The 22523-nt window shown below is 55.6% G+C and carries 20 protein-coding genes; 15 read left to right on the forward strand and 5 right to left on the reverse strand.

Going from position 1 to position 22523, the window contains the following annotated elements; genetic code table 11:
* Positions 1 to 59: 59 nt before the first annotated feature.
* The 4 genes from ACQG1Y_RS02475 to ACQG1Y_RS02490 all read left to right on the forward strand — a co-directional run bounded on the left by ACQG1Y_RS02475 (position 60) and on the right by ACQG1Y_RS02490 (position 1821).
* The gene (locus tag ACQG1Y_RS02475) at positions 60 to 266 is read left to right on the forward strand and encodes a DUF1107 domain-containing protein (RefSeq protein ID WP_003856054.1); all 207 of its coding nucleotides are present in this window, start codon (positions 60 to 62) and stop codon (positions 264 to 266) included.
* A 268-nt stretch (positions 267 to 534) separates the two neighbouring features.
* The gene (locus tag ACQG1Y_RS02480) at positions 535 to 1026 is read left to right on the forward strand and encodes an Hcp family type VI secretion system effector (protein ID WP_063413572.1); all 492 of its coding nucleotides are present in this window, start codon (positions 535 to 537) and stop codon (positions 1024 to 1026) included.
* The gene (locus ACQG1Y_RS02485) at positions 1023 to 1439 is read left to right on the forward strand and encodes a polymorphic toxin type 44 domain-containing protein (protein ID WP_071887066.1); all 417 of its coding nucleotides are present in this window, start codon (positions 1023 to 1025) and stop codon (positions 1437 to 1439) included. Before ACQG1Y_RS02480 ends, ACQG1Y_RS02485 begins: the two co-directional genes overlap by 4 nt.
* Positions 1417 to 1821, forward strand: coding sequence for a hypothetical protein (locus ACQG1Y_RS02490; protein ID WP_033487884.1), 405 nt, complete (start codon positions 1417 to 1419; stop codon positions 1819 to 1821). Before ACQG1Y_RS02485 ends, ACQG1Y_RS02490 begins: the two co-directional genes overlap by 23 nt.
* Positions 1822 to 1880: 59 nt before the next feature.
* On the opposite strand, the gene ACQG1Y_RS02495 is transcribed toward ACQG1Y_RS02490, so the two are convergent.
* Together ACQG1Y_RS02495 and msrA are read right to left on the reverse strand one after the other, a co-directional pair.
* A complete protein-coding gene (locus ACQG1Y_RS02495) occupies positions 1881 to 3218 on the reverse strand; it encodes a hemolysin family protein (RefSeq protein WP_006810357.1) in 1338 nt (445 codons plus the stop codon).
* A 211-nt stretch (positions 3219 to 3429) separates the two neighbouring features.
* Entirely contained in the window at positions 3430 to 4071 is a 642-nt protein-coding gene (msrA, locus tag ACQG1Y_RS02500) for a peptide-methionine (S)-S-oxide reductase MsrA (protein ID WP_368740782.1), read from the reverse strand.
* A 224-nt stretch (positions 4072 to 4295) separates the two neighbouring features.
* Here msrA and tamA point away from each other — a divergent pair, with 224 nt between their 5' ends.
* From tamA to ACQG1Y_RS02515, 3 genes are read left to right on the forward strand one after another with little or no spacing between them, the layout of a single operon-like run.
* On the forward strand, positions 4296 to 6029 hold the full coding sequence (gene tamA, locus ACQG1Y_RS02505) for an autotransporter assembly complex protein TamA (protein WP_017694656.1): 1734 nt from the start codon (positions 4296 to 4298) through the stop codon (positions 6027 to 6029).
* On the forward strand, positions 6026 to 9802 hold the full coding sequence (gene tamB / locus ACQG1Y_RS02510) for an autotransporter assembly complex protein TamB (RefSeq protein ID WP_368740783.1): 3777 nt from the start codon (positions 6026 to 6028) through the stop codon (positions 9800 to 9802). Before tamA ends, tamB begins: the two co-directional genes overlap by 4 nt.
* Before the next feature lie 2 nt (positions 9803 to 9804).
* Positions 9805 to 10149, forward strand: a complete 345-nt coding sequence (locus ACQG1Y_RS02515; protein WP_017383925.1) for a gamma-glutamylcyclotransferase family protein — start codon at positions 9805 to 9807, stop codon at positions 10147 to 10149.
* Positions 10150 to 10306: 157 nt separating this feature from the next.
* Here the strand turns inward: ACQG1Y_RS02515 and ppa are convergent, their stop codons facing one another.
* Entirely contained in the window at positions 10307 to 10837 is a 531-nt protein-coding gene (gene ppa / locus ACQG1Y_RS02520; RefSeq protein WP_006810347.1) for an inorganic diphosphatase, read from the reverse strand.
* 309 nt (positions 10838 to 11146) lie between these two features.
* On the opposite strand from ppa, the gene ytfQ reads away from it, so the two are divergent.
* From ytfQ to ACQG1Y_RS02545, 5 genes are all read left to right on the forward strand, one after another.
* A complete protein-coding gene (ytfQ, locus tag ACQG1Y_RS02525) occupies positions 11147 to 12103 on the forward strand; it encodes a galactofuranose ABC transporter substrate-binding protein YtfQ (RefSeq protein WP_017383924.1) in 957 nt (318 codons plus the stop codon).
* Positions 12104 to 12206: 103 nt separating this feature from the next.
* Complete coding sequence (ytfR, locus tag ACQG1Y_RS02530) at positions 12207 to 13709, forward strand: galactofuranose ABC transporter, ATP-binding protein YtfR (RefSeq protein WP_017383923.1); 1503 nt, start codon at positions 12207 to 12209, stop codon at positions 13707 to 13709.
* Positions 13710 to 13719: 10 nt separating this feature from the next.
* A complete protein-coding gene (gene ytfT, locus ACQG1Y_RS02535) occupies positions 13720 to 14745 on the forward strand; it encodes a galactofuranose ABC transporter, ATP-binding protein YtfT (protein ID WP_017383922.1) in 1026 nt (341 codons plus the stop codon).
* A complete protein-coding gene (gene yjfF, locus ACQG1Y_RS02540) occupies positions 14732 to 15733 on the forward strand; it encodes a galactofuranose ABC transporter, permease protein YjfF (RefSeq protein ID WP_017383921.1) in 1002 nt (333 codons plus the stop codon). Before ytfT ends, yjfF begins: the two co-directional genes overlap by 14 nt.
* A gap of 93 nt (positions 15734 to 15826) precedes the next feature.
* Positions 15827 to 17395 carry a methyl-accepting chemotaxis protein gene (locus ACQG1Y_RS02545; protein WP_015572503.1) on the forward strand — a complete coding sequence of 523 codons (1569 nt, stop codon included), beginning with the start codon at positions 15827 to 15829 and terminating at the stop codon, positions 17393 to 17395.
* Between the two features lie 36 nt (positions 17396 to 17431).
* Here the strand turns inward: ACQG1Y_RS02545 and fbp are convergent, their stop codons facing one another.
* The gene (fbp, locus tag ACQG1Y_RS02550; RefSeq protein ID WP_003856070.1) at positions 17432 to 18430 is read right to left on the reverse strand and encodes a class 1 fructose-bisphosphatase; all 999 of its coding nucleotides are present in this window, start codon (positions 18428 to 18430) and stop codon (positions 17432 to 17434) included.
* Positions 18431 to 18609: 179 nt separating this feature from the next.
* Between fbp and mpl the strand changes: the two genes are divergently transcribed.
* The gene (gene mpl / locus ACQG1Y_RS02555) at positions 18610 to 19983 is read left to right on the forward strand and encodes a UDP-N-acetylmuramate:L-alanyl-gamma-D-glutamyl-meso-diaminopimelate ligase (RefSeq protein ID WP_017694649.1); all 1374 of its coding nucleotides are present in this window, start codon (positions 18610 to 18612) and stop codon (positions 19981 to 19983) included.
* Positions 19984 to 20087: 104 nt separating this feature from the next.
* Here the strand turns inward: mpl and yjgA are convergent, their stop codons facing one another.
* Positions 20088 to 20639, reverse strand: coding sequence for a ribosome biogenesis factor YjgA (gene yjgA / locus ACQG1Y_RS02560; protein ID WP_003856072.1), 552 nt, complete (start codon positions 20637 to 20639; stop codon positions 20088 to 20090).
* 95 nt (positions 20640 to 20734) lie between these two features.
* On the opposite strand from yjgA, the gene pmbA reads away from it, so the two are divergent.
* Complete coding sequence (gene pmbA / locus ACQG1Y_RS02565) at positions 20735 to 22087, forward strand: metalloprotease PmbA (protein WP_015572506.1); 1353 nt, start codon at positions 20735 to 20737, stop codon at positions 22085 to 22087.
* A gap of 44 nt (positions 22088 to 22131) precedes the next feature.
* Positions 22132 to 22518 (forward strand): cytochrome b562, encoded by a 387-nt coding sequence (cybC, locus tag ACQG1Y_RS02570; protein ID WP_010427378.1) that lies wholly within the window; start codon positions 22132 to 22134, stop codon positions 22516 to 22518.
* Positions 22519 to 22523: the final 5 nt, after the last annotated feature.

Below are 22523 nucleotides of genomic sequence, written 5' to 3' on the forward strand. Positions count from 1 at the left end.
CAGGACAGTCGGGCCGATTGTGGCACCGCAAGAGCGTATGATTCGCAGGAGATACAAGAATGAAAATTTTCCAACGCTACAACCCGCTTCAGGTGGCGAAGTACGTGAAGATCCTGTTCCGTGGACGGTTGTACATCAAGGATGTTGGCGCTTTTGAGTTCGATAAGGGCAAAATCCTTATCCCAAAAGTGAAGGACAAACAGCACTTGTCTGTGATGTCCGAAGTCAACCGTCAGGTTATGCGTCTGCAAACTGAGATGGCTTAACCAACGTGCTATGCAGTAGTAGTTAAAAAGACGGCTCCCGATGGGAGCCGTTGATGTTTGTAGCCGTAGTTTCAAATATATTCATTTACTGGATATTTCACGTAATCATTCTGTGATGCGGATAGATTTCACCCTTTTATTAAGTGAATCTAAATTTACTTTTTAGTGTGTAACTGTTGATACAGGACAATAAAGGATTAACTGTATATTGGTCTTTTCTCGTTACGCAGGAACAATGGTTATCTCACTTTGAAAAAGGAGTTTAATGATGGCTATTCCTGCTTATTTATGGCTGAAGGATGATGGTGGTGCGTTAATTAAGGGGGCTGTAGATGTTAAAGGAAGAGAGTCGAGTATAGAGGTTAATGGTTTTTCACATAACGTATCAATTCCTACTGATCCATTGACAGGAAAAATTACAGGAGCAAGGAAACATTCAAGCATCATTTTTTTGAAAGAGTTTGATTCCTCGTCTCCCTATCTATTTAAGGCCGTTTGTACAGGCCAAAAATTAATAAGCGCAGAGTTTAAATGGTATCGTATTAATGATGCCGGGCAAGAAGTTGAATATAACAATATGCTTTTGGAGAACGTTACTATTGTTGGGGTTTCACCAATAATGCATGATACTAAAGATGTATTAAAGGAGAAGCATAACCATCTTGAATGTGTAGAAGTACGTTATGAAAAAATCACTTGGAAACATTGTGACGGAAACCTGCTTTTTTCAGATAGCTGGAATGAAAGGGGTAAACAATGAGATATCCGGTAAGTGCAGTGAATCCTCATCTTCCCTATGATATATCTTCCTTCTCCCCCGTAGGAGTATCAGTTGTAAGCAACATGATGATAGCTCGTTTTCACCGTGGTCCATCAGCGTTAACATATCTTTGGTTTTACAAGCAGGTTCGAGGGCATGGCCCCTGGGATTATAAAAATCAATTAGGCAGGCAATACGAAAATTTCGGCAACTTTCATTATGGAGCGGTGGGTATTGCTGCTGGTATAAAACCTGAGATATTGCTACGAGGTGCAGGTATCGCTCAAATTCTGGCGGGAACGAGTTCTCCTGATTTTGAGAACTATCAAGGACCAGATCCTCATGGCGATGATCCTACAGATCAAACATGGATTAGAGCGGGGATAGACTATGCTCAGCGTGCTGGTTTCTAGGAAGAAAATATATATATTACTCGCAATCCTGATCTCTTCCTATGGCATATGGCGTGCTGTTGATGAGTTTCTCTATATCGAGCAAGACATTATTCGTAAAGAAAATATCGGGAAGGTTTCTGTACTGTATATTACAGAAAGCAATGCGGGCGCTACGACTTCGAATGTATACAAATATTATCTGGCGTCGTCAAAAAAATCGGAAGAAGCTTTTTTAGGCGATGTCAGGAACGGGTATGCTCCATTTCTGATAACTACGGATCCTGAAGCAAAAGTAGAGAGTAAAGAAAACGCTTTATATATCACAGTCAGTGGAAAAATTTATCAATTTAGCAATATATCTTACTCGACGTTTATCTATTTGAATTCATCACCTTTTTAAAAGTTAGGGTGAATCTCGGAGGGTAAAAGAAAGGGCAGCTCACCGCTGCCCTTCATAAATTACGCTGACACCTTCTCTTCGGCATCCGGCAGTTTCGGCACCAGCACGGTCGGTTTGCTATCAATACGCGTTACCAGCAGCTGGTCGATGCGGTAGTTATCAATATCCACCACTTCAAACTTGAAGCCGGAGAACTTCACCGAGTCGGTACGTTTCGGGATTTTACGCAGCATAAACATCATAAAGCCGCCGATGGTCTCGTAGTTACCGGACTGCGGGAACTCGTCAATGTCGAGTACGCGCATGACGTCTTCAATCGGCGTACCGCCATCGATGAGCCATGAATTTTCGTCACGCTGAACAATCTGCTCTTCCAGCCCCTGGCCGACCAGGTCGCCCATCAGGGTCGTCATAACGTCGTTGAGGGTGATAATGCCCACCACCAGCGCGTATTCGTTCATGATCACCGCGAAGTCTTCCCCGGCGGTTTTGAAACTTTCCAGCGCTTCGGAGAGCGTCAGGGTGTCCGGCACTATCAGGGTGTTGCGGATCTGCACGCCGCTGTTCAGCGCCAGGCTCTGGTTTGCCAGCACGCGGTTCAGCAGGTCTTTGGAGTCCACATAGCCGATGATATGGTCGATATCTTCGTTACAGACCAGGAACTTGGAGTGCGGATGCTGAGCCACTTTGGTCTTCAGGCTCTGCTCGTCTTCATGCAGATCGAACCAGATGATGTTTTCACGGCCGGTCATGGAGGACGGCACGGTACGGGATTCCAGTTCGAAAACGTTCTCAATCAGCTCGTGCTCCTGCTTACGCAGCACGCCTGCCAGCGCCCCGGCTTCCACCACCGCATAAATATCGTCGGAGGTGATGTCGTCTTTACGCACCATCGGCAGCTTGAAGATGCGGAAAATGACGTTCGCCAGGCCGTTAAAGAACCACACCAGCGGACGGAAGACATACAGGCAGAAGCGCATCGGGTTGATGATACGCAAAGCCACAGCTTCTGGCGCAATCATACCGATGCGTTTCGGGGTCAGGTCCGCGAATAAAATGAACAAGCCGGTGACCAGGGAGAAGGAGAGGATGAAGCTCAACTGCTCGGCCAGCTCTACGGACATGTACTTAACAAAGAGGCTATAAAACGCCGGAGAAAACGCTGCATCGCCCACGATACCGCCAAGGATGGCGACCGCGTTCAGGCCAATCTGCACCACGGTAAAGAACATGCCGGGGTTTTCCTGCATTTTCAGAATGCGTGATGCGTTGATGTTGCCCTCGTCGGCAAGCAGCTTCAGTTTGATTTTACGGGAGGCAGCCAGCGAGATCTCCGATATCGAGAAAAATGCACTGACGGCAATAAGACAAAGTATTACTAAAATACTGTTTAACATAGTTTATCCGGCTTCTCGCCAGATCCTCAGAAGGGGAGTTGATACCATTCGTGTGAAGACACATTGAACTCAGCTCGTAGCGTTGAGCCGATTATTTCAGCGGTAGTATAGCGTAAAGACGTGTAAACCTGCCAGAGGTCACGTTTTCGGCAAAACGTGGCGGGAGGGAGAGGCTGTGCGCCACGCGGCTCGCGTGGCGCTGATGCAGTAATCAGGCCTGCTGGGGAGGCAGGCAAACGCCAATGCCGCCGATACCGCAGTAGCCGTACGGATTTTTATGCAGGTACTGCTGGTGGTCGTCTTCGGCATAGTAGAACGGTTTCGCGGTAGCGATTTCCGTCGTGACCTGACGTTTATCACCGGCCGCCTGCATCGCTTCCTGGAAACGCGTCAGGCTGGCGTGGGCGGCGGCCTCCTGCTCTGGGGTGAGCGGGTAGATGGCCGAACGGTATTGGGTGCCGTGATCGTTACCCTGACGCATGCCCTGCGCCGGGTCATGGTTTTCCCAGAACACCTGGAGCAGCTGTTCATAGCTAATGACGCTCGGGTCATACACCACACGCACCGCTTCAGCATGACCGGTCTCACCGGAACAGACTTCGCGGTAGGTTGGGTTAGGCGTATATCCTCCGGTGTAGCCCGCAGCGGTGCTGTACACGCCCGGCAGTTGCCAGAACATGCGTTCTACGCCCCAGAAGCAGCCCATGGCAAACAGGGCGATCTCCATTCCATCAGGAACGTTTGTCATTGAATGGTTGTTTACGGCGTGTAATGTTGCCACTGGCATAGGGGTGTTGCGTCCCGGTAACGCATCGGCTTGTGATACCAGATGCTTTTTATCGAATAAACTCACGGTGGGGCCTCCCGGGTAGCGTTGTTTCGGTTAAGGTTGTCACGAAGCGTTTAATTGAACACAATAAATGCGATGAATGAGTCTAGATTTAATCATAAGAAATATTTGGGTGTTACACCCTTTTTCAACCCGTAATTTGGGTTTTTGGCTTTCAGGCCGTATTTTGCCGCGGAGCGGCACTGCATTTGCTTCCAGGGTGGAAACAGGGATATTCAGGAGAAAACGTGACAAAGATCCGCCAGTTATGTTTAGTCAGTTTAATGCTGACCAGCGGGATTGCCAGCGCGGCGAATGTCCGTTTGCAGGTTGAGGGGTTATCCGGGGCGCTGGAAAAAAACGTGCGTGCGCAGCTTTCTACCATCCAGAGCGATGAGGTCACGCCGGATCGGCGTTTTCGCGCGCGCGTGGATGACGCCATCCGCGAAGGCTTAAAGGCGTTGGGGTACTACGAACCCACCATCGATTTCGATTTACGCCCGCCGCCGGCGAAAGGACGCCAGGTGTTGATTGCCCGCGTCTCGCCGGGCGAACCCGTCCTGATTGGCGGCACGAACGTGGTGTTGCGCGGCGGTGCGCGCACCGATCGGGACTACCTGGATCTGCTCAGCACCCGTCCGAAAGTGGGCACCGTGCTCAATCACGGGGATTACGATCGTTTTAAAAAATCCTTAACCAGCGTTTCGCTGCGCAAAGGCTACTTCGACAGCCGGTTCAACAAAAGCCAGCTGGGCGTTGCGCTTGAGCGACGTCAGGCATTCTGGGATATCGATTACGACAGCGGCGAGCGCTACCGGTTTGGCGATGTGACCTTCGAAGGATCGCAAATCCGTGACGAGTATCTGCAAAATCTGGTGCCGTTTAAAAAGGGCGACTACTACCAGTCCAGCGACCTGGGCGAGCTGAACCGTCGTTTGTCCGCGACGGGCTGGTTTAACTCCGTGGTGGTAGCGCCGGAATTTGATAAATCCCGTAAAACGAAAGTGTTACCGCTGCATGGCGTGGTCTCTCCGCGCACCGAGAACACCATTGAGACCGGTGTCGGCTACTCCACGGACGTCGGCCCGCGCGTGAAAGCCTCATGGAAAAAACCGTGGATGAACTCCTACGGCCACAGCCTGACCACCAGCGTCAGCCTGTCTGCGCCTGAACAGCAGCTGGACTTCAGCTATAAAATGCCGCTGCTGAAAAATCCGCTTGAGCAATACTACCTCGTGCAGGGCGGCTTTAAGCGTACCGATTTGAACGATACCGAGCAGGACTCGACGACGCTTGCGGTATCACGCTTCTGGGATCTCTCCAGCGGCTGGCAGCGCGCCATTAACCTGCGCTGGAGCCTCGACCACTTTACCCAGGCAAACGTCACCAACACCACCATGCTGCTTTATCCGGGCGTGATGATCAGCCGTACCCGCTCGCGCGGTGGCCTGATGCCGACCTGGGGCGATTCTCAGCGCTACTCCATCGATTACTCCAACACCGCCTGGGGCTCCGACGTAGACTTCTCCGTCTTTCAGGCGCAAAACGTCTGGATCCGCACGCTGTACGACAAACACCGCTTTGTGATGCGCGGTAATCTCGGCTGGATCGAAACCGGTGATTTCGAACGCGTCCCGCCGGATCTGCGCTTCTTCGCCGGGGGCGACCGCAGCATTCGCGGGTATAAGTACAAATCGATCTCACCTGAAAACGACAAAGGCCAGTTGACCGGGGCGTCAAAACTGGCGACTGGCTCGCTGGAGTACCAGTACAACGTCAGCGGCAAGTGGTGGGGAGCGATGTTCGTTGACGGCGGTGAAGCGGTGAACGATATCCGCCGCAGCGATTTCAAAACCGGCGCGGGCGTAGGCGTGCGCTGGCAGTCACCGGTCGGGCCCATCAAGCTCGATTTCGCCGTTCCGGTGGGCGACAAAGACGAACACGGTTTACAGTTTTACATCGGTCTGGGGCCTGAATTATGAGTTTATGGAAGAAGATAAGCCTCGGGGTGCTGATTTTTATCGTATTACTGCTCGGTACGGTGGCGTTTCTGGTGGGCACCACCACGGGCCTGCATTTGCTGTTTAACGCCGCGAACCGCTGGGTGCCGGGGCTGGAAATCGGCCAGGTAACGGGCGGCTGGCGCGATCTGCGCCTGAAAAATATCCGTTATGAACAGCCCGGCGTGGCGGTGAACGCGGGCGAGTTTCATCTGGCGGTCAAGCTCGGCTGCCTGCGGGACAGCCAGCTGTGCGTAAACGGTCTGTCGCTAAAAGACGTTAGCGTGGCGATAGATTCCAAAAAAATGCCGAAGTCCGAGCCTGTCGAAGAAGAGGACAGCGGCCCGCTGAACCTCTCCACGCCGTACCCGATTGCGCTTTACCGGGTCGCACTGGATAACGTGAATATCAAAATCGACGACACGACGGTATCCGTGATGGATTTCACCTCCGGTCTGCGCTGGCAGGAGAAAAACCTCACCCTGACCCCAACCTCCCTGCAAGGGCTGCTGATTGCGCTACCGAAGGTGGCCGACGTGGCGCAGGAAGAGATCGTCGAGCCGAAGATCCAGAACCCGCAGCCGGAAGAAAAACCGCTGGGCGAAACGCTGAAAGATCTCTTCTCGAAATCGGTTCTGCCGGAGATGACCGATGTGCATCTGCCGCTGAACCTCAATATCGAAGAGTTTAAGGGCGAGCAGTTGCGTCTGACCGGCGATACCGATCTGACGGTCTTCAACATGCTGCTTAAAGTCAGCAGTATCGACGGCAACATGAAGCTCGACGCGCTGGATATTGATACTAACCAGGGGTCGGTCAACGCCTCAGGCAATGCGCTGCTGCGCGACAACTGGCCGGTAGATATTACGCTGAACAGCGCCCTGAACATCGATCCGCTGAAAGGCGAAAAGGTGAAGGTGAAAGTCGGCGGCGCGCTGCGCGAGAAGCTGGAGTTCGGCGTGAACCTCTCCGGACCGGTGGATATGGTGCTGCGCGGGCAAACCCAGCTGGCAGAGGCCGGTTTACCGCTCAACCTTGAGGTTGTCAGCAAGCAGCTTTACTGGCCGTTCACCGGCGAAAAACAGTTCCAGGCTGACGATCTGAAGCTGAAGCTGAGTGGCAAAATGACCGACTACACGCTGTCGTTCCGCACAGCAGTGAAGGGGCAGGGGGTACCGCCCGCCGATATCACCCTGGATGCGAAGGGTAACGAGTTGCAGGTTAACCTCGACAAGCTGACCGTGGCGGCGCTGGAAGGAAAAACCGAGCTGACCGCGCTGCTCGACTGGCAGCAGGCGATCAGCTGGCGCGGCGAGCTGAAACTGACCGGGATCAACACCGCTAAAGAGGTCCCGGACTGGCCGTCAAAACTGGATGGCCTGATCAAAACCCGCGGTAGCCTGTACGGTGGCACCTGGCAGATGGACGTGCCGGAACTCAAGCTCACCGGCAACGTGAAGCAGAACAAAGTCAACGTAGAGGGCTCGCTTAAGGGCAACAGCTATCTCCAGTGGGTGATCCCGGGCCTGCACGTGGCGTTGGGTCGCAACACGGCGGATATCAAAGGCGAGCTGGGCGTGAAAGACCTCAATCTGGATGCCACCATCGACGCGCCAAATCTCGATAACGCCCTGCCGGGTCTTGGCGGCACGGCGAAGGGGTTAGTGAAGGTTCGCGGTATGGTGGAGGCGCCGCAGCTGCTGGCGGACATCACCGCCAATAACCTGCGCTGGCAGGAACTTTCTATTGCCCGCGTACGTGTCGAGGGAGACGTGAAATCCACCGATCAGATCGGCGGAAACCTGAATCTGCGCGTGGAGCGTATCTCTCAGCCGGACGTGAACATCAGTCTGGTCACGCTGGCGGCAAAAGGTAACGAAAAGCAGCACGATCTCCAGCTACGCGTGCAGGGCGAGCCGGTCTCCGGGCAGCTGCACCTGACGGGCAGTTTTGACCGCCAGGCGACGCGCTGGAAAGGCGTGCTGGATAACACCCGCTTCAGCACGCCGGTCGGCCCGCTGGTGCTGTCGCGGTCTGTCGCGCTGGATTACCGCAACGCGGAGCAAAAGATCAGCATTGGGCCACACTGCTGGACCAACCCGAATGCTGAGCTGTGCGTGCCGCAGACCATTGATGCAGGCGCGGAAGGACGCGCGCAGATCAACCTCAACCGTTTCGACCTGGCGATGCTGAAACCGTTTATGCCGGAAACCACCCAGGCCAGCGGGGTCTTCAGCGGTAAAGCGGACGTCGCGTGGGACACCACCAAAGAGGGACTGCCGCAGGGCAGCGTTACCCTCTCCGGGCGTAACGTGAAGGTGACGCAGGAGGTCAATGACGCGCCGCTGCCGGTGGCGTTCGACACCCTGAATGTGAACGCTGACCTGCGTAACAATCGTGCGGAACTGGGATGGCTGATCCGCCTGACCAACAACGGTCAGTTTGACGGACAGGTGCAAATTACCGATCCGCAAGGGCGGCGCAATCTCGGCGGCAACGTCAATATTCGCAACTTCAACCTGGCGATGGTGAATCCGATCTTCTCGCGTGGAGAAAAGGCGGCGGGGATGCTCAGCGCCAACCTGCGTCTGGCGGGGGACGCGCAAAGCCCGCAGCTGTTTGGCCAGATGCGGTTAAACGGTGTGGACATTGACGGTAACTTTATGCCGTTCGATATGCAGCCAAGCCAGCTGGCGATGAACTTTAACGGCCAAAGCTCAACCCTCAGTGGCTCAGTGCTGACGCAGCAGGGACAAATCAACCTGAGCGGTGACGCAGACTGGAGCCAGCTCGACAACTGGCGCGCCCGTATTGCGGCCAAGGGCAGCAGGGTGCGTATCACGGTACCGCCGATGGTGCGCCTGGACGTGTCGCCAGACGTGGTCTTTGAGGCAACGCCGAGTCTCTTCACCCTGGACGGCCGTGTTGACGTACCGTGGGCGCGCATCGTGGTTCACGAGGTGCCGGAAAGCGCGGTTGGCGTCTCCAGTGACGAAGTTATGCTCAATGAAAATCTGAAACCTGTTGAACAGAAGAGCGCTGGCATACCGATCAATAGTAATCTTATCGTGCACGTGGGGAATAACGTGCGTTTGGACGCGTTTGGGCTGAAGGCGAGACTCACGGGTGACCTGAAAGTGGCGCAGGATCAACAGGGACTTGGCCTCAATGGACAAATCAATATTCCTGAAGGGCGCTTCCATGCCTACGGGCAGGATTTGATTGTGCGTAAAGGCGAGCTGCTGTTCTCCGGTCCACCGGATCAGCCGGTACTCAATATCGAAGCGATCCGTAACCCGGAAGCCACCGAAGATGATGTGATTGCAGGCGTGCGCGTGACGGGCTCCGCCGATGAACCTAAGGCAGAGATCTTCTCTGACCCGGCCATGTCGCAACAGGAAGCGCTCTCTTACCTCTTGCGCGGCCAGGGTCTGGATAGCCAACAGGGCGATGGTGCGGCAATGACATCAATGTTAGTCGGTCTGGGGGTTGCACAAAGTGGTCAGGTTGTGGGTAAAATCGGCGAGACGTTTGGCGTAAGCAATCTGGCGCTGGACACTCAGGGCGTGGGTGACTCTTCGCAGGTAGTGGTCAGCGGCTATGTACTGCCGGGTCTACAGGTAAAATATGGCGTGGGGATCTTTGACTCACTGGCTACACTCACGTTACGTTATCGCCTGATGCCTAAGCTATATCTGGAAGCAGTGTCCGGCGTAGACCAGGCACTTGATCTGCTCTATCAGTTTGAGTTTTAGCAATGCGAATATTTGTTTACGGCAGTTTACGAACCAGGCAAGGCAACAGCCACTGGATGACCAACGCCCAGTTGCTGGGAAATTACACAATCGAAAACTACCAGTTGTACAGTCTGGGCCACTATCCAGGCGCGGTTCCGGGGAACGGAACGGTACAGGGTGAGGTTTATCGTATTGATAATGCCACGCTGGCCGAACTTGATGCCTTGCGCACCAGGGGCGGTGAATACGCTCGCCAGTTGATCCAGACGCCTTACGGCAGTGCATGGATGTACGTGTACCAACGTTCGGTCGACGGGTTAACGTTGATTGAAAGCGGTAACTGGTTAGACAGAGACCAGTTCTGAAAAACGACAACGCCACCGTAAGGTGGCGTTGTCGTTTTGCGCCGTAGGCCCGTGCAAGCGTAGCGCCGCCGGGCGATACTCCCCAATCGCACGGGTTACCTGGAGCGACAGGCACAAAAAAGCCCCGACGCGCGGGGCTTAGTCTCAGCAGTAAGAATTACTTCTTAGCAGCACGTTCGAAAGAGGCGATGATTTCTGCTTTCGCCGCTTCTGCGTTATCCCAGCCTTCAACTTTAACCCATTTGCCTTTTTCGAGATCTTTGTAGTGCTCGAAGAAGTGGGCGATCTGCGCTTTCAGCAGCTCTGGCAGGTCGTTCACATCTTTAATGTGATCGTACTCTTTGCTCAGCTTGGTGTGCGGTACGGCAACCAGTTTCGCATCTTCACCCGCTTCGTCAGTCATTTTCAGCACGCCAACAGGACGGCAGCGAATGACGGAGCCTGGCTGCAATGGATATGGCGTTGGGACCAGTACGTCAACCGGGTCACCGTCCAGAGACAGAGTGTGGTTGATGTAGCCGTAGTTGCACGGATAGAACATGGCGGTAGACATGAAACGGTCAACGAACAGCGCACCGGTGTCTTTGTCGATTTCGTATTTAATTGGATCTGCGTTGGCCGGGATTTCGATCACAACGTAGATGTCTTCTGGCAGTTCTTTACCCGCAGGGACGTTGAGTAAGCTCATGTCGGTGTCCTTTAAAATGGATGGTAAACAAGTGGCAGGTATTATAGCCAACTGGCGCTGAAAGTCTCCGCCTGTTTTCGTCTTCTCTCCCTCGCGCCTTCACTTTTCAGACCGTTTCCATGACAGGATAATCCATAAACTCAGCCGCATTTTAAATGTTGAAATGAAAGCGATTACAAACTTGTGATTAACGTTTTATTCACTTTTCTGAAGTGTGATGTAACGCAATCCGTAACATATTCCATTGGCTATAGTTCATCCGCGGAACATCTTTTAACCAACAATAACCTACCCTACGAGGACGTTCATATGTGGAAGCGCTTACTTCTTGTTACAGCAGTTTCGGCAGCCATGTCGTCTATGGCGATGGCCGCACCCTTAACCGTTGGATTTTCGCAGGTCGGATCTGAATCTGGCTGGCGCGCCGCTGAAACGAATGTGGCGAAAAGTGAGGCCGAAAAGCGCGGTATTACGCTGAAAATCGCCGATGGTCAGCAAAAGCAAGAGAACCAGATTAAAGCGGTGCGCTCGTTTATCGCTCAGGGCGTGGATGCCATCTTTATTGCCCCGGTTGTCGCCACGGGCTGGGAGCCGGTGCTGAAGGAAGCCAAAGATGCTGAAATTCCGGTCTTCCTGCTCGACCGTTCCATCGACGTAAAAGACAAATCTCTCTATATGACCACCGTCACCGCCGATAACGTGCTGGAAGGCAAACTGATTGGTGACTGGCTGGTGAAGCAGGTGGATGGCAAGCCGTGTAACGTGGTTGAGTTGCAGGGCACCGTCGGGGCGAGCGTGGCTATCGACCGTAAGAAAGGTTTCGCGGAGGCCATCGCCAAAGCACCAAACATTAAGATCATCCGTTCTCAGTCCGGCGACTTCACCCGTAGTAAGGGTAAAGAGGTCATGGAAAGCTTCATCAAGGCAGAAAATAACGGCAAAAATATCTGCATGGTTTACGCCCACAACGACGACATGGTGATCGGCGCCATCCAGGCCATCAAAGAAGCGGGCCTGAAGCCGGGCAAAGATATCCTCACCGGCTCGATCGACGGCGTACCGGACATCTACAAAGCGATGATTGACGGCGAAGCGAACGCCAGCGTGGAGCTGACGCCAAATATGGCGGGCCCGGCATTCGATGCGCTGGAGAAATTCAAGAAAGACGGCACCCAGCCTGAGAAGTTGACCATCACCAAATCCACGCTCTACCTGCCGGACACGGCGAAAGAAGAGTTAGAGAAGAAGAAAAATATGGGCTACTGATCCAGTGAAATTGCCGGGTGGCGCTGCGCTTACCCGGCCTACGATACGCTCTTTTGTAGGCCGGATAAGCGTAGCGTCATCCGGCCTGATGCAGGGGGAAACCATGACCACCGAACAACACCAGGAAATCCTCCGCACAGAGGGCCTGAGTAAATTTTTCCCTGGCGTTAAGGCGCTGGATAACGTTGATTTCAGCCTGCGGCGTGGGGAGATCATGGCGTTGCTCGGCGAAAACGGGGCGGGGAAGTCGACGCTGATTAAAACCCTGACCGGGGTCTATCACGCCGATCGCGGCGCTATCTGGCTGGAAGGTAACGCCATTTCGCCCAAAAACACCGCGCATGCCCAGCAACTGGGGATCGGCACGGTCTACCAGGAGGTGAACCTGCTGCCAAACATGTCGGTAGCGGATAACCTGTTTATTGGCCGCGAACCCAGACGTTTTGGCCTGCTGCGCCGCAAAGAGATGGAAGCGCGCGCCGCGAAGCTGATGGAATCGTATGGCTTCTCTCTCGACGTGCGCGAACCGCTGAACCGTTTTTCCGTAGCGATGCAGCAAATCGTCGCGATCTGTCGCGCTATCGATCTCTCGGCGAAAGTGCTGATCCTCGATGAACCCACCGCCAGCCTCGATACCCAGGAAGTGGAGATGCTTTTTACCCTGATGCGCCAGCTGCGTAATCAGGGCGTCAGCCTGATTTTCGTGACGCATTTCCTCGATCAGGTTTACGAGGTGAGCGACCGTATAACGGTGCTGCGCAACGGCAGCTTTGTCGGCTGCCGGGAAACCCGCGAGCTGCCGCAGATAGAGCTGGTCAAAATGATGCTGGGCCGCGAGCTCGAGACCAACGCGCTTCAGCGCGCGGGCCGTACGCTGCTGAGCGAAAAACCGATCGCCGCGTTTCACGATTACGGCAGAAAAGGGACCATCGCGCCGTTTAACCTCGAGGTACGCCCCGGTGAAATTGTGGGTCTGGCGGGGCTGTTAGGCTCCGGGCGCACCGAAACCGCCGAAGTCATCTTCGGGATCAAACCTGCCGACAGCGGAACGGCGCTGATCAAAGGCAAACCACAAACGCTACGTTCACCGCATCAGGCGTCGTGCCTCGGCGTGGGCTTCTGCCCGGAGGACAGGAAAACGGACGGGATTATTGCCGCCGCCTCGGTGCGGGAAAACATCATTCTGGCGCTACAGGCCCAGCGCGGCTGGCTGCGTCCGATCCCTAAGCGCGAGCAGAACGCGATTGCCGAGCGCTTCATCCGCCAGCTCGGTATACGTACCCCGAGCGCGGAACAGCCCATCGAGTTCCTCTCGGGCGGTAATCAGCAGAAGGTGTTGCTCTCTCGCTGGCTGCTCACCAAGCCGCAATTCCTGATCCTCGACGAGCCCACGCGCGGTATCGACGTGGGCGCGCACGCCGAAATCATCCGGCTTATCGAAACGCTCTGCGCCGACGGTCTGGCGCTGCTGGTGATCTCATCTGAGCTGGAGGAGCTGGTCGGCTATGCCGATCGCGTCATCATCATGCGCGATCGCAGGCAGGTGGCAGAGATCCCGCTGGATAAACTGTCGGTTCCGGCGATCATGAATGCCATCGCGGCGTAAGGAGTCAAATGTGATGTCCCGTTCTCTTTCGCAAACTGGCGAAGCGAAGCGCCGCTTCACCTGGCCGACCGGCACGCCGCAAATCGTGGCGCTGCTGCTGGTGCTGCTGGTGGATAGCCTGGTGGCTCCGCATTTTTTCCAGATCGTCGTGCAGGATGGCCGCCTGTTTGGTAGCCCGATCGACATCTTAAACCGTGCCGCGCCCGTGGCGCTGCTGGCGATTGGTATGACGCTGGTCATTGCCACCGGCGGGATCGACCTCTCCGTCGGTGCGGTAATGGCGATTGCGGGCGCTACCGCCGCCTCGATGACCGTCGCCGGGCACAGCCTGCCGGTGGTTCTGCTGGCCGCGCTGGGCTCCGGTGTATTAGCCGGGCTATGGAACGGCATTCTGGTCGCAGTGCTCAAGATCCAGCCGTTTGTCGCGACGTTGATTTTGATGGTGGCCGGGCGCGGTGTGGCGCAGCTTATCACCTCCGGTCAAATCGTCACCTTTAACTCCCCGAGCCTGGCGTGGATAGGCAGCGGTAATTTTCTGTTCTTCCCGACGCCGGTGATCGTCGCGCTGGTGACGCTGGTGGTGTTCTGGCTTTTCACCCGCAAAACGGCGCTCGGGATGTTCATCGAAGCGGTGGGGATTAACATTCGGGCCGCGAAAAACGCCGGGGTAAATACGCGGCTGATGGTGATGCTGACTTACGTGCTGAGCGGCGTCTGTGCTGCGATTGCCGGGGTGATCGTGGCCGCCGATATTCGCGGAGCGGATGCCAATAACGCCGGACTCTGGCTCGAGCTGGATGCGATCCTCGCGGTGGTTATCGGCGGTGGATCGCTGATGGGCGGACGTTTTAATCTGCTGCTCTCGGTGGTGGGGGCGTTGATTATTCAGGGTATGAATACCGGTATTTTGCTCTCCGGGTTCCAGCCGGAGCTGAATCAGGTCGTCAAAGCGGTCGTGGTGCTTATCGTACTTATCGTGCAGTCGCCGCGCTTTATCACTCTCATTAAGGGGAACCGCGGTCATGATAAAACGTAATTTGCCGTTAATGATCACGCTGGGCGTGTTCGTGCTGGGGTACCTCTATTGCCTGACCCAGTTCCCGGGCTTCGCCTCCACGCGGGTGATTTGCAACATCCTGACCGACAATGCCTTTTTAGGCATTATCGCCGTCGGCATGACGTTTGTGATCCTCTCCGGCGGGATCGACCTCTCCGTTGGGTCGGTGATCGCCTTTACCGGCGTGTTCCTTGCCAAGGCGATTGGCTTTTGGGGGATTTCGCCGCTGCTGGCTTTTCCGCTGGTGCTAGTCATGGGCTGCGCGTTCGGCGCCTTTATGGGGCTTTTGATCGATGCGCTGAAAATCCCGGCCTTTATCATCACCCTCGCCGGGATGTTCTTCCTGCGCGGCGTGAGCTATCTGGTGTCGGAGGAGTCAATTCCGATAAACCATCCGATCTACGACACGCTCTCCAGTCTGGCGTGGAAAATCCCCGGCGGGGGGCGCCTGAGCGCAATGGGGCTGCTGATGCTGGGCGTGGTGGTGATCGGGATCTTCCTCGCCCACCGTACCCGATTTGGTAACCAGGTTTATGCCATTGGCGGCAGCGCCACGTCCGCGAACCTGATGGGAATTTCCACGCGCAGCACGACTATTCGCATCTACATGCTTTCGACCGGGCTGGCCACCCTCGCGGGGATTGTCTTCTCGGTTTATACCCAGGCAGGCTATGCCCTGGCGGGGGTGGGCGTTGAGCTGGACGCCATTGCCTCGGTAGTGATTGGCGGTACGCTGCTCAGCGGCGGAGTGGGGACAGTCCTCGGCACGCTGTTTGGCGTGGCGATCCAGGGGCTGATTCAGACCTATATCAACTTCGACGGCACGCTCAGCTCCTGGTGGACCAAAATCGCCATCGGCATCCTGCTGTTTATTTTCATCGCGCTCCAGCGCGGCCTGACGGTGCTGTGGGAGAACCGCCAGAGCTCGCCTGTTACCCGGGTGAATACATCTTTAACAGAGCGATAACATGCTGAAATTGCTTAAACTCTAAACATTTTCCGGTAGCGGCCGATATTCTTTTTTTATGCCCAGAAATATCTCGCTACCGGAAATAACATCATGCTTAAAACGCTATCGATTCGTACCGGCTTGCTCTCTTTACTGGCCGTTATGACCCTTCTGCTGCTGATTGTCAGCGGCATCGGCATTTATGCCCTTACACAAAGTTCCGCTTCTCTCCAGCGCATCAATCATCTTCAGGGTGAACAGATGGTGCAGCTGAATGCCGGCTATACGCTGATCCTGCGCGCGCGTAACGAAGCGGGGCAGGCCGTTCGCATGATGGAGGTCGGCCTGCTGGACGATGCGGCCAGGGCGGTCAAAACCATTAACCAGGAAGTGGCGCTGGCACAGAAAACGCTGAAGGACGTGATCGGCAGCGGCGTGGCGGATGAGCAGGGGCAAAAGCTGCTGGATAACGTTGCCGCGAGTCTGGCGGTGTACAACCAGCAGGGTATCAGCCCGATGCTGAAAGCCCTGAACGAGCAAAGCGCGGACAGCTATTACGATCTGCTGGAAAACAAGCTGGTCCCGGTGGCGAAGCAGTTTGATAACGATATGCAGGCGTTCCAGGCATGGAGCGAGGCGCGCGGTAAAGCGGAGGTGAGCGCCGTGCAGGCGAGTAAAACCCGCGTGCTGATCCTGATTATCGTCGCGGCGCTGCTGACGGCTGGCATTATCGTGCTGGCCTGGCTGGTGCTGCGCCATATGCTGCTCAAGCCGCTTTCAGCCTCGATTGCCCAGCTGGAACATGTGGCGGCCGGGGATTTAACCCATACCCTGAACGCGCCGGCCAGCCAGGAATTTAATCGCCTTAACGCGGCGATCGAAGGGATGCGCCAGTCGCTGATGGACTCGGTTCTGCGGGTGCGTGACGCCAGCTCGCAGATTGATACCGGCAGCCGCGAGCTGACGGCCGGGAATATGAACCTGGCCCAGCGCACGGAATCCACCGCCACCTCGCTGGAGCAGACGGCCGCCAGCATGGAAGAGATCACCGCCACGGTGAAACTTAACGCCGATAACGCCGAGCAGGCGCACCAGCTGGCGAAGTCGGTCTCCGATACCGCCGATCACGGCAGTGAAATGGTCTGCTATGTCATTGAGAAGATGCGCGACATCTCCGGCAGTTCGGCGCGCATCGCCGATATCCTGAGCGTCATCGACGGCATTGCCTTCCAGACCAATATTCTGGCGCTGAACGCCTCCGTTGAAGCGGCGCGTGCGGGTGAGCAGGGGCGAGGTTTTGCGGTCGTGGCGGGTGAGGTGCGTAATCTCGCCAGCCGCAGTGCTGATGCGGCGAAAGAGATCCGCTCGCTTATCAGCGATTCGCAAACCCACGTGAACGAGGGCAGCGAGCTGGCGCAGCAGGCCGGTGAGACGATGGACGAGATCGCCACCGAAGTACTGCGTATGACCAAACTGATGCGTGAAATTGCGACGGCGTCCCAGGAGCAGAGCCGCGGTATTGAGCAGGTGAATATCGCCGTCAATCAGATGGATGAAACGGCGCAGCAAAATGCGGCGCTGGTCCAGCAATCATCTGCGGCAACTCGTTCCCTGGAGGAACAGTCGCGCGAGCTGATGGAAGCGATGGCTTCCTTCAAGCTGACGATGCAAACGGCCTGAAAAAAAGGGAGCCTGCCTGGCTCCCCTTTTCGTGCGTTACGCGTCCGGGAATTCGCGGATCATGCGTTCAACGTCATCCACCATATGGCGGTTGCCGACGAAGAATGAACGGCGCTGGTGCAGGCTTTCCGGCACGATATCCAGAATACGCTCTTTACCGTCGCTCGCCTTGCCGCCTGCCTGTTCGGCCAGGAACGCCATCGGGTTGCACTCGTACAGCAGACGCAGTTTTCCGTCCGGGTGGCTGGCGGTGCTTGGGTAGAGGTAAATACCGCCCTTCAGCAGGTTACGGTGGAAATCCGCCACCAGCGAGCCGATGTAGCGCGAGGTGTATGGGCGCTGGGTGGCTTTATCCTCTTCCTGGCAGAATTTGATGTACTTCTTCACGCCGTTCGGGAATTTGATGTAGTTGCCTTCGTTGATGGAGTAGGTGTTGCCCTTCTCCGGGAAGCGCATACGCTCCTGGCACAGGCAGAACACGCCCAGGGACGGATCGTAGGTAAAGGCGTGTACGCCGCAGCCGGTGGTGTACACCAGCATGGTGGACGAGCCATACACCACATAACCGGCAGCAACCTGTTTACTGCCCGGTTGCAGGAAGTCTTCTTCCGTCACCGGTGTGCCAACCGGCGTGACGCGACGGTAGATGGAGAAAATGGTACCGACAGAAACGTTAACGTCGATGTTGGAGGAGCCGTCCAGCGGATCCATCAGAACAACGTATTTCGCGTGTTCACACCCTTCGAATACGACGATCTCATCTTCTTCTTCAGAGGCGATACCCGCAACGATGTCGCGCGCGCGCAGTGCAGCTTTCAGTTTTTCATTGGCGAACAGGTCGAGTTTCTGCTGAACCTCACCCTGAACGTTCTCGGCACCGCTGGCACCCAGGATATCGACCAGACCGGCCTTGTTGATATCGCGGTGGATGATCTTAGCGCCCAGCTTTATTGCCGACAGCAAAGCAGTGAGCTCACCCGTAGCATGAGAGAACTCGTGCTGCTTCTCGACAATAAATTCACCTAACGTTTTCATAACACTTTCCCTGCATCTTATGTTGAGTAAAGCGGTTGATGTCCAACAATCTTAACAAACATTCAAATATTAGCGCAGAGGTGAATCGCGCCAGCAAAATACGGATTTACCTGAAATGCGTTTCACAGCCGCTGACATGTGAGTAAAATGTGCGCCACATTGAAGAAGGATAGTGACGTATGCGCATTCATATATTGGGGATTTGTGGCACTTTCATGGGCGGACTGGCAATGCTGGCGCGCTCGCTGGGCCATGAAGTGACAGGTTCGGACGCCAATGTGTATCCGCCGATGAGCACGCTGCTCGAGAAGCAGGGAATTTCTCTGATTCAGGGATATGACGCCAGCCAGCTGGAGCCGCAGCCGGATCTGGTGATCGTGGGTAACGCCATGACCCGTGGGAATCCATGCGTTGAAGCGGTGCTGGAACGCAATATCCCGTACATGTCTGGCCCGCAGTGGCTGCATGATTTTGTCCTGCGCGACCGCTGGGTTGTCGCCGTTGCCGGGACGCACGGCAAAACCACCACCGCCGGTATGGCGACCTGGATCCTCGAAGCCTGCGGCTACAAGCCGGGCTTCGTGATCGGCGGCGTACCGGGGAATTTCGATGTCTCCGCGCGTCTGGGCGACAGCCCGTTCTTTGTGATTGAAGCGGATGAATACGACTGCGCGTTCTTCGATAAGCGCTCCAAGTTCGTGCATTACTGCCCACGCACGCTGATCCTCAACAACCTTGAGTTCGATCACGCGGATATCTTTGACGACCTGAAAGCGATTCAGAAACAGTTCCACCATCTGGTGCGCATTGTTCCGGGTCAGGGCCGCATTATCCTGCCGGAGAACGACATCAACCTGAAGCAGACTATGGCGATGGGGTGCTGGAGCGAGCAGGAGCTGGTTGGCGAGCAGGGGCACTGGCAGGCGAAAAAGCTCAACGCGGATGCCTCCGAATGGGAAGTGCTGCTCGACGGTGAGAAAGTGGGCGAGGTGAAGTGGGGCCTGGTGGGCGAGCACAACATGCACAACGGCCTGATGGCGATCGCCGCGGCGCGTCACGTGGGCGTACTGCCTGCGGATGCCGCCAATGCGCTGGGCTCGTTTATCAACGCCCGTCGCCGTCTGGAGCTGCGCGGTGAAGCCCACGGCGTTACCGTGTATGACGATTTCGCGCACCACCCAACGGCCATTCTGGCGACGCTTGCCGCATTGCGTGGCAAAGTTGGCGGCACCGCGCGCATTCTGGCCGTGCTGGAACCGCGTTCGAACACCATGAAAATGGGTATTTGCAAAGACGATCTCGCACCGTCCTTAGGGCGTGCCGACGAGGTCTTCCTGCTGCAACCGCAGCATATTCCGTGGCAGGTGGCCGAAGTGGCAGACGCCTGCATTCAGCCGGCGCACTGGAGTGCGGACGTGGATGTCTTAGCGGATATGGTGGTGAAAGCCGCACAGCCTGGCGATCACATTCTGGTGATGAGCAACGGTGGGTTTGGTGGGATCCATCAGAAGCTGCTGGACGGTCTGGCGAAGAAAGCCGCGGCCGCAGAGTAAAAAAAGCCCGGTGGCGTTAGCGCTTACCGGGCCTACATTTTTTCGCACGACCTTGTAGGCCGGATAAGGCGTTTACGCCGCCATCCGGCGCAAACCCGCACAGATTACTCTTCGTTCTCAGACAGCTCGCGCAGATACTGGAAAATCAGGCGCGCAGACTTCGGCGGCTTATTCCCTTCTTTCTCTTTCTTCGCGTTGCGGATAAGCGATCGCAGCTGCTGGCGGTCGGCATTCGGCCACAGGTTCAGCACTTCAGGTACTGCGTCATCACCCTGCTCGATCAAACGATCGCGGATCTGCTCCAGCTTATGGAACAGCGCAACCTGCTGATTGTGGCGGTTTTTCAGTTTGTCCAGCGCCTGACGGATCGGCTCCACGTCGCGCTGACGCAGCAGTTTACCGATAAGCTGAAGCTGGCGGCGACGCCCTTCTTTCTTGATTTTCTGTGCCAGTTCAATGGCATCACGCAGATCCTGGTCGAGCGGGATCTTATCCAGCGCGTTTTTACCCAGTTCTACCATTTCTGCGCCAAGCTGTTTTAACTCTTCGGCGTCACGTTTAATTTCACTTTTACTGACCCAGATGATCTCATCATCTTCGTCTTCGATGTCATCACCGGGAACGTCGTCGAGCCAGTCTTCGGGCTGCTTAGTCATGTCAGGCTCCTTAAAAAAAGAGGCTAATGTTACCAGTTAAGACGCGCACTGAAAAATGGTTCTCTGTTAGACTTCACTTAACTCTCTCTTACAGTATGGCATTTGCGATGAAAGTAACCTCACAAGTTGAAGCGCAGCGTAAGATCCTGGAAGAAGCCGTCTCCACCGCGCTGACGCTCGCTTCAGGTAAATCAGATGGCGCCGAAGTGGCGGTCAGCAAAACCACCGGCATTAGCGTGAGCACCCGCTATGGCGAAGTGGAGAATGTAGAATTTAACAGCGATGGCGCGCTGGGGATCACGGTGTATCACCAGAATCGTAAAGGCAGCGCGTCGTCTACCGATCTGAGCCCGGATGCCATCGCCCGTACGGTGCAGGCGGCGCTGGATATCGCGCGTTACACCTCCCCGGACCCTTACGCTGGCGTGGCCGATAAAGAGCTGCTGGCGTTTGACGCGCCGGATCTCGATCTGTTCCATCCCGCGGAAGTGACGCCGGATGAAGCCATTGAGCTGGCCGCGCGAGCCGAGCAGGCCTCTTTGCAGGCTGACAAACGCATCACCAATACCGAAGGCGGCAGCTTTAACAGCCACTACGGCATTAAAGTGTTTGGTAACTCCCATGGCATGTTGCAGGGGTACTGCTCAACCCGCCACTCGCTTTCCAGCTGCGTCATCGCCGAAGAAAACGGCGATATGGAGCGTGATTACGCGTATACCATTGGCCGCGCGCTGGGAGATTTGCAGTCTCCGGAGTGGGTGGGAAAAGCGTGCGCCGAACGCACGCTGTCACGCCTTTCGCCGCGTAAACTCTCCACCATGAAAGCGCCGGTCATTTTTGCCAACGAAGTGGCAACCGGCCTGTTTGGTCATCTGGTGGGAGCGATTGCGGGCGGTTCGGTGTACCGTAAATCGACCTTCCTGCTCGACTCGCTGGGCAAGCAGATCCTGCCGGAATGGCTGACCATCGAAGAGCACCCACACCTGCTGAAAGGGCTGGCCTCTACGCCGTTCGACAGCGAAGGCGTGCGCACGGAACGTCGTGATATCGTGAAAGACGGCATTCTGACCCAGTGGCTGCTGACCAACTACTCCGCACGTAAGCTGGGGCTGAAAAGCACCGGGCACGCGGGCGGCATTCATAACTGGCGCATTGCCGGACAGGGCCTGAATTTTGAACAGATGCTGAAAGAGATGGGCACCGGCCTGGTGGTCACCGAGCTGATGGGGCAGGGCGTGAGCGGTATCACCGGCGACTACTCTCGCGGTGCAGCGGGCTTCTGGGTCGAAAACGGTGAAATTCAGTATCCGGTGAGCGAAATCACCATCGCCGGCAACCTGAAGGACATGTGGCGCAATATTGTTACGGTCGGTAACGATATTGAAACACGCAGCAATATTCAGTGTGGTTCTGTATTACTGCCGGAGATGAAAATCGCCGGGCAATAATCCCCGTAAAAGCGTGATTAATAATAAAAAAAAGGAAGTGAGCAATGCGTAAACACCTGTTAGCGATCGTCGCGGCTTCAACGCTGGTTCTTGGCTCGTCTGCGTTTGCTGCCGATCTCGAAGACAACATGGACATCCTCAGTGAAAACCTGAAGGTGGTGCAGAAAACGGACAATGCGGCGGACATGAAAGACGCATTGACTAAAATGCGTGAAGCCGCGCTGGATGCGCAAAAAGCGACGCCGCCGAAGCTGGAAAGCAAAGCGGCAGACAGCGCCGAGATGAAAGACTACCGCCACGGTTTTGACGTGCTGGTCGGCCAGATTGACGGCGCGCTGAAGCTGGCGAACGAAGGCAAAGTGAAAGAAGCCCAGGCGGCAGCCGATCAGTTTGTCGCGACCCGCAACACGTACCACAAAAAGTATCGTTAATTGGG

It is taken from the genome of Enterobacter cloacae complex sp. 397G4, from assembly GCF_050031515.1.
GTDB lineage: Bacteria > Pseudomonadota > Gammaproteobacteria > Enterobacterales > Enterobacteriaceae > Enterobacter > Enterobacter hormaechei_C.